Annotated in this window: 17 protein-coding genes; 15 read left to right on the top strand and 2 right to left on the bottom strand. The window is 37.4% G+C overall.

Annotated elements, in window-relative coordinates:
- Positions 1-16: 16 nt before the first annotated feature.
- The 13 genes from moaA (at position 17) to DT250_RS02120 (ending at position 10,753) form a co-directional block, all read left to right on the top strand.
- Positions 17-1,033, top strand: a complete 1,017-nt coding sequence (gene moaA / locus DT250_RS02180) for a GTP 3',8-cyclase MoaA (protein ID WP_218951289.1) — start codon at positions 17-19, stop codon at positions 1,031-1,033.
- Positions 1,034-1,233: 200 nt separating this feature from the next.
- On the top strand, positions 1,234-2,013 hold the full coding sequence (locus tag DT250_RS02175; protein ID WP_033662741.1) for a formate channel: 780 nt from the start codon (positions 1,234-1,236) through the stop codon (positions 2,011-2,013).
- A 24-nt stretch (positions 2,014-2,037) separates the two neighbouring features.
- The gene (locus DT250_RS02170) at positions 2,038-3,054 is read left to right on the top strand and encodes a molybdopterin-synthase adenylyltransferase MoeB (RefSeq protein WP_149212423.1); all 1,017 of its coding nucleotides are present in this window, start codon (positions 2,038-2,040) and stop codon (positions 3,052-3,054) included.
- Positions 3,055-3,072: 18 nt separating this feature from the next.
- Positions 3,073-4,380: a molybdopterin molybdotransferase MoeA gene (gene moeA / locus DT250_RS02165; RefSeq protein ID WP_097907358.1), complete on the top strand. Its 1,308-nt coding sequence runs from the start codon at positions 3,073-3,075 to the stop codon at positions 4,378-4,380.
- Entirely contained in the window at positions 4,361-4,825 is a 465-nt protein-coding gene (gene moaE / locus DT250_RS02160) for a molybdopterin synthase catalytic subunit MoaE (RefSeq protein ID WP_149212422.1), read from the top strand. The genes moeA and moaE overlap by 20 nt, the downstream gene beginning before the upstream one ends.
- A gap of 4 nt (positions 4,826-4,829) precedes the next feature.
- Positions 4,830-5,066 (top strand): molybdopterin converting factor subunit 1, encoded by a 237-nt coding sequence (gene moaD / locus DT250_RS02155; RefSeq protein WP_087982170.1) that lies wholly within the window; start codon positions 4,830-4,832, stop codon positions 5,064-5,066.
- Positions 5,067-5,126: 60 nt separating this feature from the next.
- A complete protein-coding gene (locus DT250_RS02150; protein WP_087982172.1) occupies positions 5,127-6,176 on the top strand; it encodes a P-loop NTPase in 1,050 nt (349 codons plus the stop codon).
- 15 nt (positions 6,177-6,191) lie between these two features.
- The gene (locus DT250_RS02145) at positions 6,192-6,416 is read left to right on the top strand and encodes a group-specific protein (protein ID WP_087982174.1); all 225 of its coding nucleotides are present in this window, start codon (positions 6,192-6,194) and stop codon (positions 6,414-6,416) included.
- A gap of 41 nt (positions 6,417-6,457) precedes the next feature.
- Positions 6,458-6,856: a nucleoside triphosphate pyrophosphohydrolase family protein gene (locus tag DT250_RS02140; protein ID WP_149212421.1), complete on the top strand. Its 399-nt coding sequence runs from the start codon at positions 6,458-6,460 to the stop codon at positions 6,854-6,856.
- A gap of 158 nt (positions 6,857-7,014) precedes the next feature.
- Positions 7,015-7,263: a DUF1294 domain-containing protein gene (locus DT250_RS02135; RefSeq protein WP_000871331.1), complete on the top strand. Its 249-nt coding sequence runs from the start codon at positions 7,015-7,017 to the stop codon at positions 7,261-7,263.
- A gap of 91 nt (positions 7,264-7,354) precedes the next feature.
- A complete protein-coding gene (gene rarD, locus DT250_RS02130) occupies positions 7,355-8,296 on the top strand; it encodes an EamA family transporter RarD (protein WP_000535553.1) in 942 nt (313 codons plus the stop codon).
- A gap of 78 nt (positions 8,297-8,374) precedes the next feature.
- Positions 8,375-8,800, top strand: coding sequence for a divergent PAP2 family protein (locus tag DT250_RS02125; RefSeq protein WP_000447816.1), 426 nt, complete (start codon positions 8,375-8,377; stop codon positions 8,798-8,800).
- A gap of 99 nt (positions 8,801-8,899) precedes the next feature.
- Complete coding sequence (locus DT250_RS02120) at positions 8,900-10,753, top strand: terpene cyclase/mutase family protein (RefSeq protein ID WP_149212420.1); 1,854 nt, start codon at positions 8,900-8,902, stop codon at positions 10,751-10,753.
- A 73-nt stretch (positions 10,754-10,826) separates the two neighbouring features.
- Here the strand turns inward: DT250_RS02120 and DT250_RS02115 are convergent, their stop codons facing one another.
- Positions 10,827-10,976, bottom strand: a complete 150-nt coding sequence (locus DT250_RS02115; protein ID WP_060487356.1) for a YfhD family protein — start codon at positions 10,974-10,976, stop codon at positions 10,827-10,829.
- Between the two features lie 133 nt (positions 10,977-11,109).
- On the opposite strand from DT250_RS02115, the gene fabG reads away from it, so the two are divergent.
- A complete protein-coding gene (gene fabG / locus DT250_RS02110) occupies positions 11,110-11,850 on the top strand; it encodes a 3-oxoacyl-ACP reductase FabG (RefSeq protein WP_000395032.1) in 741 nt (246 codons plus the stop codon).
- 51 nt (positions 11,851-11,901) lie between these two features.
- Here fabG and dhaS read toward each other — a convergent pair whose 3' ends face one another.
- Positions 11,902-13,386 (bottom strand): aldehyde dehydrogenase DhaS, encoded by a 1,485-nt coding sequence (gene dhaS, locus DT250_RS02105; RefSeq protein WP_046954598.1) that lies wholly within the window; start codon positions 13,384-13,386, stop codon positions 11,902-11,904.
- Positions 13,387-13,658: 272 nt separating this feature from the next.
- On the opposite strand from dhaS, the gene DT250_RS02100 reads away from it, so the two are divergent.
- Positions 13,659-13,937, top strand: coding sequence for a YhdT family protein (locus tag DT250_RS02100; protein ID WP_000800722.1), 279 nt, complete (start codon positions 13,659-13,661; stop codon positions 13,935-13,937).
- The last annotated feature ends 2 nt before the right edge of the window (positions 13,938-13,939 follow it).

The following is a 13,939-nucleotide window of genomic DNA, read 5'->3' as shown; positions in this document are numbered from 1 at the left end:
AAGCGAGGCAATAAATATGAAATCTGTCACATTAGACAAACTACAACGCCCTTTAAAGGATTTACGTATTTCTGTTACTGATCGCTGTAATTTTCGCTGTCGCTATTGTATGCCAGAAGAAATATTTGGTCCGGATTATTCGTTTTTGTCTAATGATAAAATTTTATCTTTTGATGAGATTGAAAGGATAACACGTATTTTTGTTTCTTTAGGTGTAAGAAAGTTACGAATTACGGGCGGAGAACCGTTACTTCGAAGAGGTCTTCCGCAGCTTATTGAGTGCCTTAATAAAATAGAGGGTGTGGAGGATATCGGTTTAACAACCAATGGATCACTACTGAAAAAGTTTGCTCCTGATTTATATAAGGCGGGTTTATCACGTGTGACAGTTAGTTTAGATTCCTTAGAAGAAGATCGGTTTTTCTATTTGAATGGTAATAGAAGCAAAGTGCAAAGGGTCCTGGAAGGAATACAGGCTGCAGCTAAAGTTGGTATGAAAATTAAAATTAACATGGTCGTTCAAAAAGGGAAAAATGAACAAGATATTTTGCAGATGGCGCAATACTTTAAGGAAAATAAACATATTCTTCGGTTTATTGAGTATATGGACGTTGGAAATTATAACGGTTGGGAATTAAAAGAGGTCGTCTCGAAACAAGAGATAGTAGATGCCATTCATCAAGTTATGCCATTAGAACGGATAGAAGCGAATTATGCAGGTGAAGTTGCTACTCGCTATCGTTATATTGGAAGTGATGAAGAAATAGGTATTATTTCATCAGTAACAGATTCCTTCTGTTCATCATGTACGAGAGCACGTATTTCTGCAGAAGGAAAATTATATACTTGTTTGTTCGCTTCTAAAGGAAATGACTTGAGAGAACTACTTCGATCTGGATACACTGACGAGGAAATAACATATATCGTACGTGATATATGGAACAACCGAGAAGATCGTTATTCAGATGAACGCTTAAATAATACAAGTAAAAAAAGAATACCTAAAATTGAAATGTCACATATTGGTGGTTGATATATATAAGTGACGCTATGAGGAAGTATATACAAAATGGAAAGTATGCAACGTTTGTAGATTTTCTATTTTATAGTAAAAGTGATGATTGATATCTCTGTAAAAGATGTGCAGAGATATTAAGCAGCATTCAAAAACCTTTATTTTGAGGAGGTTTTTTGAAGCTGCTTTTTTATTTGGAGAAAATGGAGGAATTAGTAATGGCATTTCATAAACCGGAACAAATTGCTGAACTCGTAATTGAGGCCGGTGTTCAAAAAGTAAGTCAGACGTTGCCAGCAATGCTTATTCTCGGTTTTTTAGGAGGAGCGTTTATTTCGCTCGGTTTTTTGCTTAACATTCGTGTTTTAGGTAATTTACCTGAGCGCTGGGGGAGTTTAGTCAATGTATTAGGAGGAGCAGTTTTTCCTGTTGGACTAATGCTCGTCGTATTAGCGGGAGGAGAATTAATTACTGGAAATATGATGTCACTTTCTATGGCGCTATATGCAAAGAAAATTACATTGGTAAGTGTACTAAATAATTGGGTTTGGATTACTTTCATGAATTTCGTGGGAGCTATTTTTGTTGCGTATTGTTTCGGTCATCTTGGCGGATTAACAGAGGGAGATTATTTAAATAAAACGGTAGCGATAGCGGAAGGGAAATTACATGAATCATTTGGGAGAACTTTAATTTTAGCGATTGGATGTAATTGGCTCGTTTGTCTTGCGCTTTGGCTCGCTTATGGGACGAGTGATCTGGTCGGAAAGATAATCGGAATTTGGATCCCGATTATGGCATTTGTAGTGATTGGATTTCAGCAAGTGGTAGCAAATATGTTTGTCATCTCGGCAGTTATTTTTGCAGGTCATCTGACGTGGATGGATCTTGCTAGAAATTTTGTTCCTGTCTTTATCGGAAATGTAATTGGAGGAGCTGGATTTGTTGGATTTGCTTACTTTGCTTGTTATCAAAAACAACATTCTAATATGAAATAGAGTTCTTGAGAGGAAGGGTATGTAATGGCTGAGCGGTATTCACGACAACAGTTGTTCAAACCGATTGGGAGTAGAGGGCAAGAAAAAATTCGAAATAAACATGTGTTAATTGTAGGAGCAGGCGCATTAGGAAGTGCAAGTGCCGAAAGTTTCGTACGTGCAGGTATTGGCAAGTTGACGATTATTGATCGTGACTACGTTGAATGGAGTAATTTACAAAGGCAACAATTGTACTCTGAACAAGATGCGAGAGAGAAAATGCCGAAAGCAATTGCTGCTAAAAATCGGCTAGAACAAATTAATTCGGAAGTACAATTACATGCTTTCGTAATGGATGCAGTTGCAGAAAATATGGAAGACCTATTAAAAAATGTAGATGTAATAATTGATGCAACAGATAATTTCGATATTCGATTTGTAATCAATGATTTATCACAAAAACATAATATTCCTTGGATATATGGTTCTTGCGTTGGATCGTACGGTATGAGTTATACGGTTATTCCGCAAGAGACACCGTGTTTACATTGTGTGCTGAAGAACGTTCCTGTTACAGGTGTGACATGTGATACAGCTGGAATTATTAGCCCGACTGTTCAAGTTGTCGCAGCATATCAAGTGGCGGAAGCACTCAAAATTTTAGTCGGAGATTTCTCAGCAATTAGAAAAACATTTTTCATGTTTGATATATGGAGTAATCAAAACCATTTTATAAAACTAGGGAAAAGCAAAACAGAAGATTGTCCCTCGTGCGGTTTGAATCGAACTTATCCTTATTTATCATACGAAAACCAAACGAAGGTGGCTGTTTTATGCGGAAGAAATACAGTGCAAATTAGGCCGGTAGAAAATAGGAAGTACGATTTTGACGATATAGAAAAAGTATTAAAAAAATTGGGGGAAGTAGATCGGAATCCGTATTTACTATCTTGCCAACTAGATGATTACCGCGTCGTTATTTTTCGAGATGGTCGTGTTTTCATTCATGGTACAAATGATATTTCGAAAGCGAAACAATTATATTATCGCGTATTCGGTTAATAGAAAGGGTTGTCAATAATGGAAAGAAGAGTGCCAATTACGGTTGAAGAAGCTGTTCGTAAAGTAATGGGATTTGCTAATGAGGGATTAAAGGAGTTACTACCTATTGAATTAGCTTACGGACGTATATTAGCGGAGGATTTAATAGCTGACCATGACGTACCTTCATTCAATCGTTCACCGTATGACGGATTTGCTATTAGAGCAGAAGATACGAATGTAGCAAGTTATGAAACACCAATTGTGTTTGAAGTAATTGGTGAAATTGGTGCGGGATCAATATTTCACGAGAAAGTAGGGCCGTTTCAAGCGGTTCGAATTATGACGGGAGCGCAAATTCCGAATGGGTGTGATGCGGTTGTTATGTTAGAGCTGACTCGTCAATATGAGGAAGCTGGCAACAATTATATGGAAGTGAAGCGATCATTCAAAACGGGTGACAATATTTCTTTTCAAGGTGAGGATGCTCGTAAAGGAACGGTTCTTGCAAAAAAAGGATCATATATTCATCCAGGTATTTCAGCTCTTCTTGCTACGTTCCGATATAGTGAGGTACCAGTGGCAAGAAAGCCTGTAATTGGATTGTTAGCGACTGGTAGTGAATTACTGGATGTAAATGATTCATTACAGCCAGGGAAAATCCGAAATAGTAATACGTATATGATATTGTCTCAAATTCGAAGAGCGGGCGGAAGAGTAAAATATTTTGGGAAGTTTAGCGATGAGTTTCATACATGCTTCACAGCTGTAAAAGAAGCGTTAAGCCAAGTGGATATGCTCATTACAACAGGTGGTGTATCAGTAGGGGATTACGATTATTTACCAGCTATTTACGAAAAATTAGGTGCATCGGTTCTTTTCAATAAAGTTGCAATGCGGCCAGGTAGTGTTACGACTGTAGCACAATTAAATGGCAAGTTATTATTTGGTTTATCAGGAAATCCATCTGCTTGTTACGTAGGATTTGAATTATTTGTAAGACCTTGTATTCGGACGTATATGTTTAGTGAAAAAGCACATGTAAAAAGAGAAAAAGCGTTATTAGGAGAAGATTTTCTAAAACCAAATCCATTTACCAGATTTGTGCGAGCAAAACTGACATATAACGAAGGGCAATTAATCGCTTATCCGTCAGGGTTTGATAAATCTAGCTCGGTTTCTTCTCTAGCAGAGACAAATATATTTATTGTACTTCCAGGTGGTACGAGAGGTTATAAAAAAGATATGTTCGTAGATGTTCTTTTGCTGGAAGATAACGAAGGTAGTGAATGGCCTTGGGCATTTTATAAAGTGAGAGGTGTTTCTAATGGGACAAGCGCTATTTGAGATTGTAGATATACCGATTGTAGTTGAAGAAGTAACGAATAAAGTCGCAAGAAGAGAAGCAGGTGCAATTACAACATTTATTGGTACGGTGAGAGAATTAACAAAAGGAAAACGAACGTTATATTTAGAGTATGAAGCATATAAACCGATGGCAGTAAAACAACTTACAAAAATTGGTGAAGAAATTAACGGAAAATGGCCGGACGCAAAAGTAGCAATTAAGCACCGTGTAGGGCGGCTAGAAATCATGGATATTGCGGTCGTTATTGCAGTTTCATCACCGCATCGTAAAGTAGCGTATGAAGCGAATGAATACGCGATTGAACGTATAAAACAAATCGTCCCAATTTGGAAAAAAGAATTTTGGGAAGATGGGATGATGTGGATTGGAGATCAACTTGAAAATACGGCATATCCAGAAGGAAAACCGAAGAAGGAAGAATGAGAAGATGATTACAATTTTATTGTTCGCAAATTTGCGTGAGGAAATCGGATCGGATCAATTAATAATTTCAGAAAAACAAGAAATGACAGTGCAGCAATTAAAAGAATGGCTCAAAGCAAGCTATTGCTTACAATCGCTTGATAGAGTGATGGTGGCTGTTAATGAAGAATTTGTAACGGATGAAGAGATGATAAAAGCTGGAGATATAGTCGCATTAATCCCGCCCGTTAGTGGGGGATAATAAGCTTTTTCGCCAAGAAGATGTTGTATATAAATTCGAATACGAGAAGGGATGAGTTCTATGATTACTCAAGAACAAATAATGAACGCATTAAAACATGTAGAGGATCCGGAGTTACACAAAAGTATTGTAGAATTAAATATGGTTAGAAATATACAAATGAATGGAACAGAGGTTAAACTTGAAGTAGTGCTAACGATTCAAGGTTGTCCATTAAAGGCAAAAATTCAACAAGATGTGGAAGAGTCTCTTCAGGCAATTGGTGCATCTAAAGTAGATTTGACATTTGGTTCTATGACACAAGAAGAACGAGCTGCGCTAACAGAGAAGCTAAAGAAAAATAGTAGAACAGAAACTGGAATGCCGAGCATGCTTCGCCTTGATTCAGGGGTACGATTTATTACTGTAACGAGCGGTAAAGGTGGAGTTGGAAAATCAACAGTGACAATTAACCTTGCAACTGCTTTAGCTCGTATGGGAAAAAAAGTGGGGATATTAGATGCAGATATATATGGTTTTAGCATTCCAGCTATGATGGAAACGAATCAAAAACCGACGATGATTGATCAAACGGCAATTCCGGTTGTAAGTCACGGTGTTAAAATTATGTCGATGGGATTTTTTGCAGAAGGAAATAACCCGGTTATGTGGCGCGGACCGATGTTAAATAAATGGATTCAAAATTTCCTTGCGAATACGCACTGGGGAGAATTAGATTATTTACTTCTTGATTTACCACCTGGCACAGGAGATGTAGCTATTGATGTTGCAGCAATGATCCCGCAGGCGCAAGAAATTATCGTTACAACACCACACAACGTAGCTTCATTCGTAGCATCTAGAGTAGGTGTTATGGCAAAACATACGAAACACGAGATTTTAGGAATTGTAGAAAATATGGCTTATTATGAAGAACAAGATGGATCGAAAAATTATCTCTTCGGAAAAGGAGGCGGCGAAATGCTTGCAGAACAATTGCAAACAGAAGTGATTGCACAAATACCTTTTGCAAGACGAGAAGAAAATAACGGTTCATCTGTATATGATGAAGAGTCTCTTGTAGGAGAAGTGTTTACATCGTTAGCGGAGGATATTATTTATAGAGGATAGAGGGGGAAGTTTAGTATGGCGTGTAATATCGATCATTCTATGGAAGATGTAATGAGTAAACTTGAAAGTCAAAAGAGTTTTTTACCGGAAGTGATTTTTAAAGAGTTAAAGTTATTTTTGCGAGGGAATCATTCACAGGAAATATTAAATGATATCTTTCATCTTTTAAAAAAGTATGATTTGGTTAGTGAAGAAGAACGAGAGATGAGAAATACTCAATTATTGCTGATTATAAAATAAATACGCTTTGGCTTTTGTTTTTTGCAGAAGGGGTGAATGTAATGAATATGAAAAAGATGATTGAAACGATAGAAGCAACTAAAGTGACTAACGAAGAATTATCGATTTCTACTTTACATCAAAAGCTTGTGAAGTTGTATAGTCAAAAAGATAGTGCGGAGTATACGGAGATATTAAAATATATTTTATCATTATCCGTACAGCTGAACCTACATTTCGTATTGAAATATTTTGGTGTGCGCCCGGTTGTTGCTGCAGATGAACGTATGCAATTTCAAGAGATATTTAAATGTTTAGCTAAGAAAGATGATAATGGGGAATGGTTTCTAAATTTCGTTTCTTTATATGTAGGACTAATTGTAGTTCTTCATTTTGATGAAAAAGAGATTGAGAGAAGTTTTTTCGATGATATGGTAGTGGATGAAGGGAATGCAGTATAAGATTCTGCTCATAATACCTTTCTATTTAATTGCTGTAACTGCGATTTTAGTTGGTTATTTAAATATAAAGGTAACCAATTAATAAAAAGTGTTCTTCAGTTGTTTCCAACGTTTTTTCATGTTACCATTAAGCGAATTTTTCATAGGGAGAGAAAGCGATGAAATGGATTTATTTTATTATTATTAACGTTATAGCTTTTAGCCTTATGGGGCTTGATAAACGAAAAGCGAAGAAGAAACAGTGGAGAACGCCAGAAAGTACGTTGTTTTTATCAGCGGTAGCTGGAGGCGCAGTTGGTGCTTGGATTGGTATGTATATGTTTCACCATAAAACACATAAAAAGAAATTTGTTTTCGGTATACCGTTACTTGTCGTTATAACAGTATGTTTACTTTTTGCTGTATGAGAAATGTCGAAAGAATTGCAGATTGATTATTGGTAAAGTGAGCATGCGGGACCGTATAATGGAGAAAAATGAGAAGAGGAGAAAAGGGAAGATGGGGAGTCAATCAGCACAGCAAAAAAAAGGAATTATATATGCGGCTGGTGCTTATACTATGTGGGGAATCCTACCAATCTATTGGAAATGGGTTGAGGAAGTTCCAGCAGATGAAATATTAGCACACCGCATCGTTTGGGCGTTCGTTTTTATGTTACTTGTGTTAGGTGTCACGAAGAGGTTTCGTCAGTTTATTGGGGAGTTCGTGAATCTTTTTAAACGACCTAAATTATTAATGTCATTAACAATAGCTTCAGTCTTGATTAGCGGAAACTGGTTTGTCTACATATGGGCCGTTAATCATAATCATGTCATTGAAGCAAGTCTTGGATATTATATTAATCCGCTTATTAGTATTTTACTTGGTACAGTCGTTTTAAAGGAAAAGTTAAACTTTTGGCAATATGTTGCAGTTGGTTTAGCTGGAATAGGGGTTATCATTTTAACAGTCCGTTTCGGATCTATTCCGTGGGTTTCTTTATCACTTGCCTTTTCATTTGGATTATATGGATTAACAAAAAAATTGTTAAACTATGATGCGACAATTGGTCTTACGATGGAAACGATGTTAGTGACGCCGTTTGCGATTATCTATCTCGTTATGACAGGAGCGCATGGATTCGGTTCATTTGGATCTATTTCCATGTCATCGACGTTACTATTAATAGGAGCGGGCATTGTTACAGCTTTACCACTTTTTTATTTTGCAAAAGGAGCACAACTTATTCCGCTTTATATGGTAGGATTTTTACAATATATTGCACCAACGATTAGTTTAATTTTAGGTGTATTCGTATTTGGTGAACATTTCACATCTACTCATATGATGGCATTTTTCTGTATATGGGTTGCATTATTTGTGTTTTCAATAGCGAAAACAAAGTTTTTAGTGCAGAAACAACCGAAATTTATAAAAAATAAATCAGCAAAAGTATCATAATGCGTAGTATTTTCTACGCATTTTTCTTTATACTGATACTATATAGATTTCCATTATAGTCAGTAGGGAGCTGAGAACGTGGAAACAATTTTACATAATGATCCGCTTATGGCCGCTGTAATTTCATGGTTTCTAGCACAATTAACGAAAGTAGTCTTTAAATTATTCAAAACGGGTGAATTTGATTTTGCAAAGTTTTTCGCTTCAGGTGGGATGCCGAGTTCTCATGCTTCAACTGTTACAGCACTTGCGACAGGTGTTGGCGTTGTAGAAGGTGTGGAAAGTACCTTATTTGCTATTGCTGCTATCTTTGCAATAATTGTTATGTATGATGCTTCAGGAGTAAGACTTGCAGTTAGTAAACAAGCGAAAATATTGAATGAGTTCTTTCACGGTAGACAAACAGAATATAAGAAGTTAAATGAACTTGTCGGGCATACACCGTATGAAGTAGTAGTCGGTGCTTTAGTAGGGATTATTGTCGGAGTGGGATATTGCTTATGAGCAGAACATTTTATATGTTCTGTTTTTCTTTGTTTTCATACATATTTAGCTACCTTTTTGAATATCGTTATACGGATTTCGAAAGGGTGGGTGAGTAACTTGTTATTATATGAAAAAGTGCATGAAGAAATAGCGAGAAGAACAACTGCACTTCAAACGATGCAACGGCAAGATGGTACGTGGCAGTTTTGCTTTGAAGGAGCACCATTAACAGATTGCCATATGATTTTTTTATTAAAATTATTAGGTAGAGATAAAGAGATAGAACCGTTTGTAAAAAGATTAGCATCACTTCAAACAAATGAAGGAACATGGAAATTGTATGAAGATGAAGTGGGTGGCAATTTATCTGCTACAATTCAATCTTATGCTGCCTTACTAGCTTCAAAAAAATATACAAAAGAAGATGCGAATATGAGGCGAGCCGAAATGTTTATTAAGGAACGTGGAGGCGTGGCGCGTGCTCATTTTATGACGAAGTTTTTATTAGCAATTCATGGAGAATATGAATACCCTTCGCTCTTTCATTTGCCAACACCGATTATGTTTCTGCAAAATGATTCACCCCTCAGTATATTTGAATTGAGTAGCTCAGCACGTATCCATTTAATTCCGATGATGGTGTGTTTAAATAAAAGATTTCGAGTAGGAAAAAAGTTACTGCCAAATTTAAATCATATCGCAGGCGGGGGCGGGAAATGGTTTCGGGAGGAGCGGTCTCCGTTGTTTCAAACGTTATTAAGTGATGTAAAACAAATCATATCGTATCCACTTTCTTTACACCATAAAGGATATGAGGAAGTCGAACGTTTTATGAAAGAGCGTATCGATGAAAATGGAACGTTATATAGTTACGCAACTGCCTCATTTTATATGATTTATGCTTTACTCGCGTTAGGACATTCTCTTCAATCATCAATGATTCAAAAAGCTATAGCAGGGATAACATCTTATATATGGAAGATGGAAAGAGGGAATCATTTGCAAAATTCTCCTTCAACTGTATGGGATACGGCTTTACTCAGCTATACGTTACAAGAGGCCCACGCTTCGAAAGATAATAAGATGATTCAATATGCAGCAGCGTATGTATTAAAAAAACAGCATACAAAAAAAGCTGATTGGAGCGTACATGCTCCGACGCTGACTCCAGGCGGTTGGGGTTTTTCGGATGTGAATACGACAATTCCAGATGTCGATGATACAACAGCTGTGCTAAGAGCGTTGGCAAGAAGTAGAGGGAACGAAAATGTAGATAATGCTTGGAAGAAAGGGGTCAATTGGGTTAAAGGATTACAAAATAATGATGGTGGCTGGGGAGCGTTTGAAAAAGGTGTGACGAGCAATTTATTTGCAAATTTACCAATCGAAAATGCAAGCGATATGATTACAGATCCGTCCACACCAGATATTACAGGAAGAGTGTTAGAGCTTTTCGGGACATACGCGCAAAATGAATTGCCTGAGAAACAAAAACAAAGTGCGATAAATTGGTTAATGAATGTGCAAGAGGAAAATGGATCATGGTATGGGAAATGGGGGATTTGTTATATATATGGTACGTGGGCTGTTATGACTGGTTTACGGTCACTCGGAATTCCATCTAGCAATCCATCAATGAAAAGAGCAGCTTTATGGCTGGAACATATACAGCATGAAGATGGTGGGTGGGGGGAATCGTGCCACAGTAGCGTGGAAAAAAGGTTCGTTACTTTACCATTTAGTACACCATCCCAAACAGCATGGGCGTTAGATGCTCTCATTTCTTACCATGATGAAGAAACGCCAGCTATTCGAAAAGGTATTTCATATTTGCTTGCGAATCCTGATGATAATGAACACTATCCTACCGGAACAGGTTTACCAGGTGGGTTTTATATTCGTTATCATAGCTATGCATATATATATCCGCTACTTACTTTGGCACATTATATAAAAAAATATAGAAAATAAACCGAGAGGATATCTCTCGGTTTATTTTATTGGGTAGTAGGTCCCTGTTGAAAAGAATAAGGTTGTGCGTTCCTTATTTTTCTATTGACTGGCGTTTTTGACGTGCATCAGCGGCATTTGCACGTGCGTTCGCTTCTAAGTCATTGTGATCAGCGAGTTCACGAGAGAACTCAACATCAATGCCATCAGCAGCTTTGTTTTGCTTGAAATTTTTTTTGTTCATTCGACACAATCTCCTTGTGTTTTATGCGACGTTGCAAAGTTAGTTTGACACAAATAGACTTTTTTATACAAAGAGGAATTGGGAAGCAAAGAGCCGAAATATACAGTATAAGTAATAGAAATGGGGGATAGGGATGGAGTTTTTAAATGGGAAAACAGCTGTAGTAACAGGAGCTGCACAGGGAATTGGAAAAGAGATTGCAAGGGTTTATGCAAAACTAGGGGCTAAAGTATTAATTAGCGATGTAAATGAAGAGAAGCTACAAAAAACGACACGTGAGTTATCAGATGAAGGATATGAAGTGAAGCAGTATCGTTGTGATGTGAGTAATCAAAATGATGCGAAGTCCTTAATTGAATACGCTGTCCAAACATTTGGTACACTGCACATTTTAGTAAATAATGCAGGAATTACGCGAGATGCTATGTTACATAAAATGGAGAAACCGGAATGGGAACAAGTACTGCAAGTAAATTTAACAGGAGTTTTTTATTGTATGCAGCCAGCACTTCTTTACATGAGACAACAAGGGTATGGACGCATTATTAATATATCTTCAATTAGTAGAGAAGGAAACATAGGTCAAGCGAATTATGCGGCTACGAAGGCAGGCGTTGTAGGTTTAACGAAAACGGCAGCGAAAGAAGTTGGAAGTTTCGGCATTACGTGTAACGCGATTTGCCCAGGATTTATGGATACAGATATGACAAAAACGATACCAGATAAAGTGAAAGAAAAGATGGTTGGCGCGATTCCGGTTGGTAGAATTGGAACGCCAGAAGATATTGCGAACGCAGCGGCCTTTTTAGCATCAGAGTACGCATCCTATATTACAGGAGAAGTATTAAATGTGAGCGGGGGATTGCAAGTTTAAATGAATACATAATGAAAAGAACCTGACCGGATAGGTCAGGTTCTTTTTTCGTTAATTTAAGTTGAGCCAAACACTCTTCACTTCTGTATAGTTATTTAATGCGTAAGATCCCATTTCACGACCAAGACCAGATTGTTTAAATCCTCCGAATGGAGATGCTGCATCAAAGACGTTATAACAGTTTACCCATACTGTACCAGCACGTACTTTACTTGCAACATAATGTGCTGTTTTAACGTTTTCTGTCCACACACCAGCCGCTAAGCCGAATTGTGATTTATTTGCACGTTCAATTACTTCATCAATATCGTTAAAAGGTATTGCAGAAATAACTGGACCGAAAATTTCTTCTTTTGCGATCGTCATTTCGTCATTTACGTCAGCGAATACTGTAGGAGAAACGAAGTAGCCTTGATCGAATGGATTGCCTCCTCCGCAAAGTACTTCAGCGCCTTCTTCAATCCCTTTTTCAATGTAGCCCATTACACGTTTTTGTTGTTCTTCGGAAACGAGAGGACCGATTGTTGTTTCAGGGTTAAGACCGACACCTTGATTTAGTTTTTTAGAATAGAGGACGAGATCAGCCATGACATTATCATACATTTTCTTCGGAACAAATAAGCGTGATCCAGCAGAGCATACTTGTCCTTGGTTAAACATAACACCAGAAAGTGCACCAGGAATCGCGCGAGATAAATCAGCATCTGGCAAGATGATATTTGGTGATTTACCGCCTAACTCAAGTGTAACGCGTTTTAATGATTCAGATGCTTGTCGCATAATTTGTTTACCGACTGGAGTAGAACCAGTAAATGCAATTTTATCAACGAGTGGATGATTAACGAGAGCTTGTCCAGCTGATTCACCGAATCCAGGAACGATATTAATAACACCTTTCGGGAATCCAGCTTCTTCAATTAATTCAGCTAAGTATAGAGCGGATAGTGGAGTTTGCTCTGCAGGTTTTAAAACGATTGTACATCCTGTAGCAAGCGCTGCTCCCATTTTCCACATTGCCATAAGAAGTGGGAAGTTCCAAGGAATAATTTGACCGACGACACCAACAGCCTCATGGCGTGTATAGTTAAAGTAATTACCAGAAACAGGAATTGTTTGACCAACGATTTTCGTAGCCCAGCCAGCATAATAGCGCATATGTTCAATTGCAAGTGGTATGTCTGCTGCCATTGTTTCACGGATTGGCTTTCCGTTATCTAATGTTTCGAGCTGTGCAAGCTCTTCTTTATGTTCTTCCATTAAATCAGCTAACTTGTACATAAGACGGCTTCGCTCAGCAGTGCTCATGCGAGACCAAGGACCTTCGTCGAAAGCCATGCGAGCTGCAACGACAGCTTTATGAATATCTTCTCGACCAGCCTCAGAAACGACGGCAAGTGTTTCGCCGGTTGCTGGGTTAGGTGTTTTAAATGTTTTTCCGGAAGCGCTTTCAATGAAAGATCCATTCACATATAACTTTTTTGTACCTTGAAGAAACTTTTCTACCTTTTCATGAAGATTTACAGCTAGTTGACTCATTGTATAACCCCCTTGAAAATATAATGTAAACGCAGTACGAGACGGCGTTTATTCCGAAATCAAGGATGTGGGAACTAGATGGAAAGCCTCTAATTTTAATCATAATTAACAAATACTGAAAATTCAAATTTCATTTGTGTTACAATTGTAAAAAATATGTAATGTAAGAGAAACTTCTATATGATTATAAAAAATCCTGCTTGTTTTTGCTTTCTAGTAGGAAAAACTAGAAGAACAATGGTACAATAATACATCGTGAGAGGAGGGAGAAAATGAAGAATTATCATGATGATCCACGCTTTCGAATTGCCCATAGAGAAGCGTTAATTGGTCTTGGACTTGCTATTATCAATTTTATAATATGGTACGGATTTGCTTATGGGCTTGGTAGTAAAAATCCAAGTGAATATACATATGTATTCGGTTTTCCAGCATGGTTTTTTTATAGCTGTATCGTTGGATTTATCGTTATGGTTATTTTACTTAGTTTAGTTGTTCGTTTTGTATTTCAAGATATTTCACTCGATGAGGAAGAAAAAAGTGAGGAATAATA

Origin of the sequence: Bacillus sp. AR2-1 (assembly GCF_008368755.1) — a bacterium.
Classification (GTDB): Bacteria; Bacillota; Bacilli; order Bacillales; family Bacillaceae_G; genus Bacillus_A; species Bacillus_A wiedmannii.
This window is presented reverse-complemented; position numbering and strand designations above follow the sequence as displayed.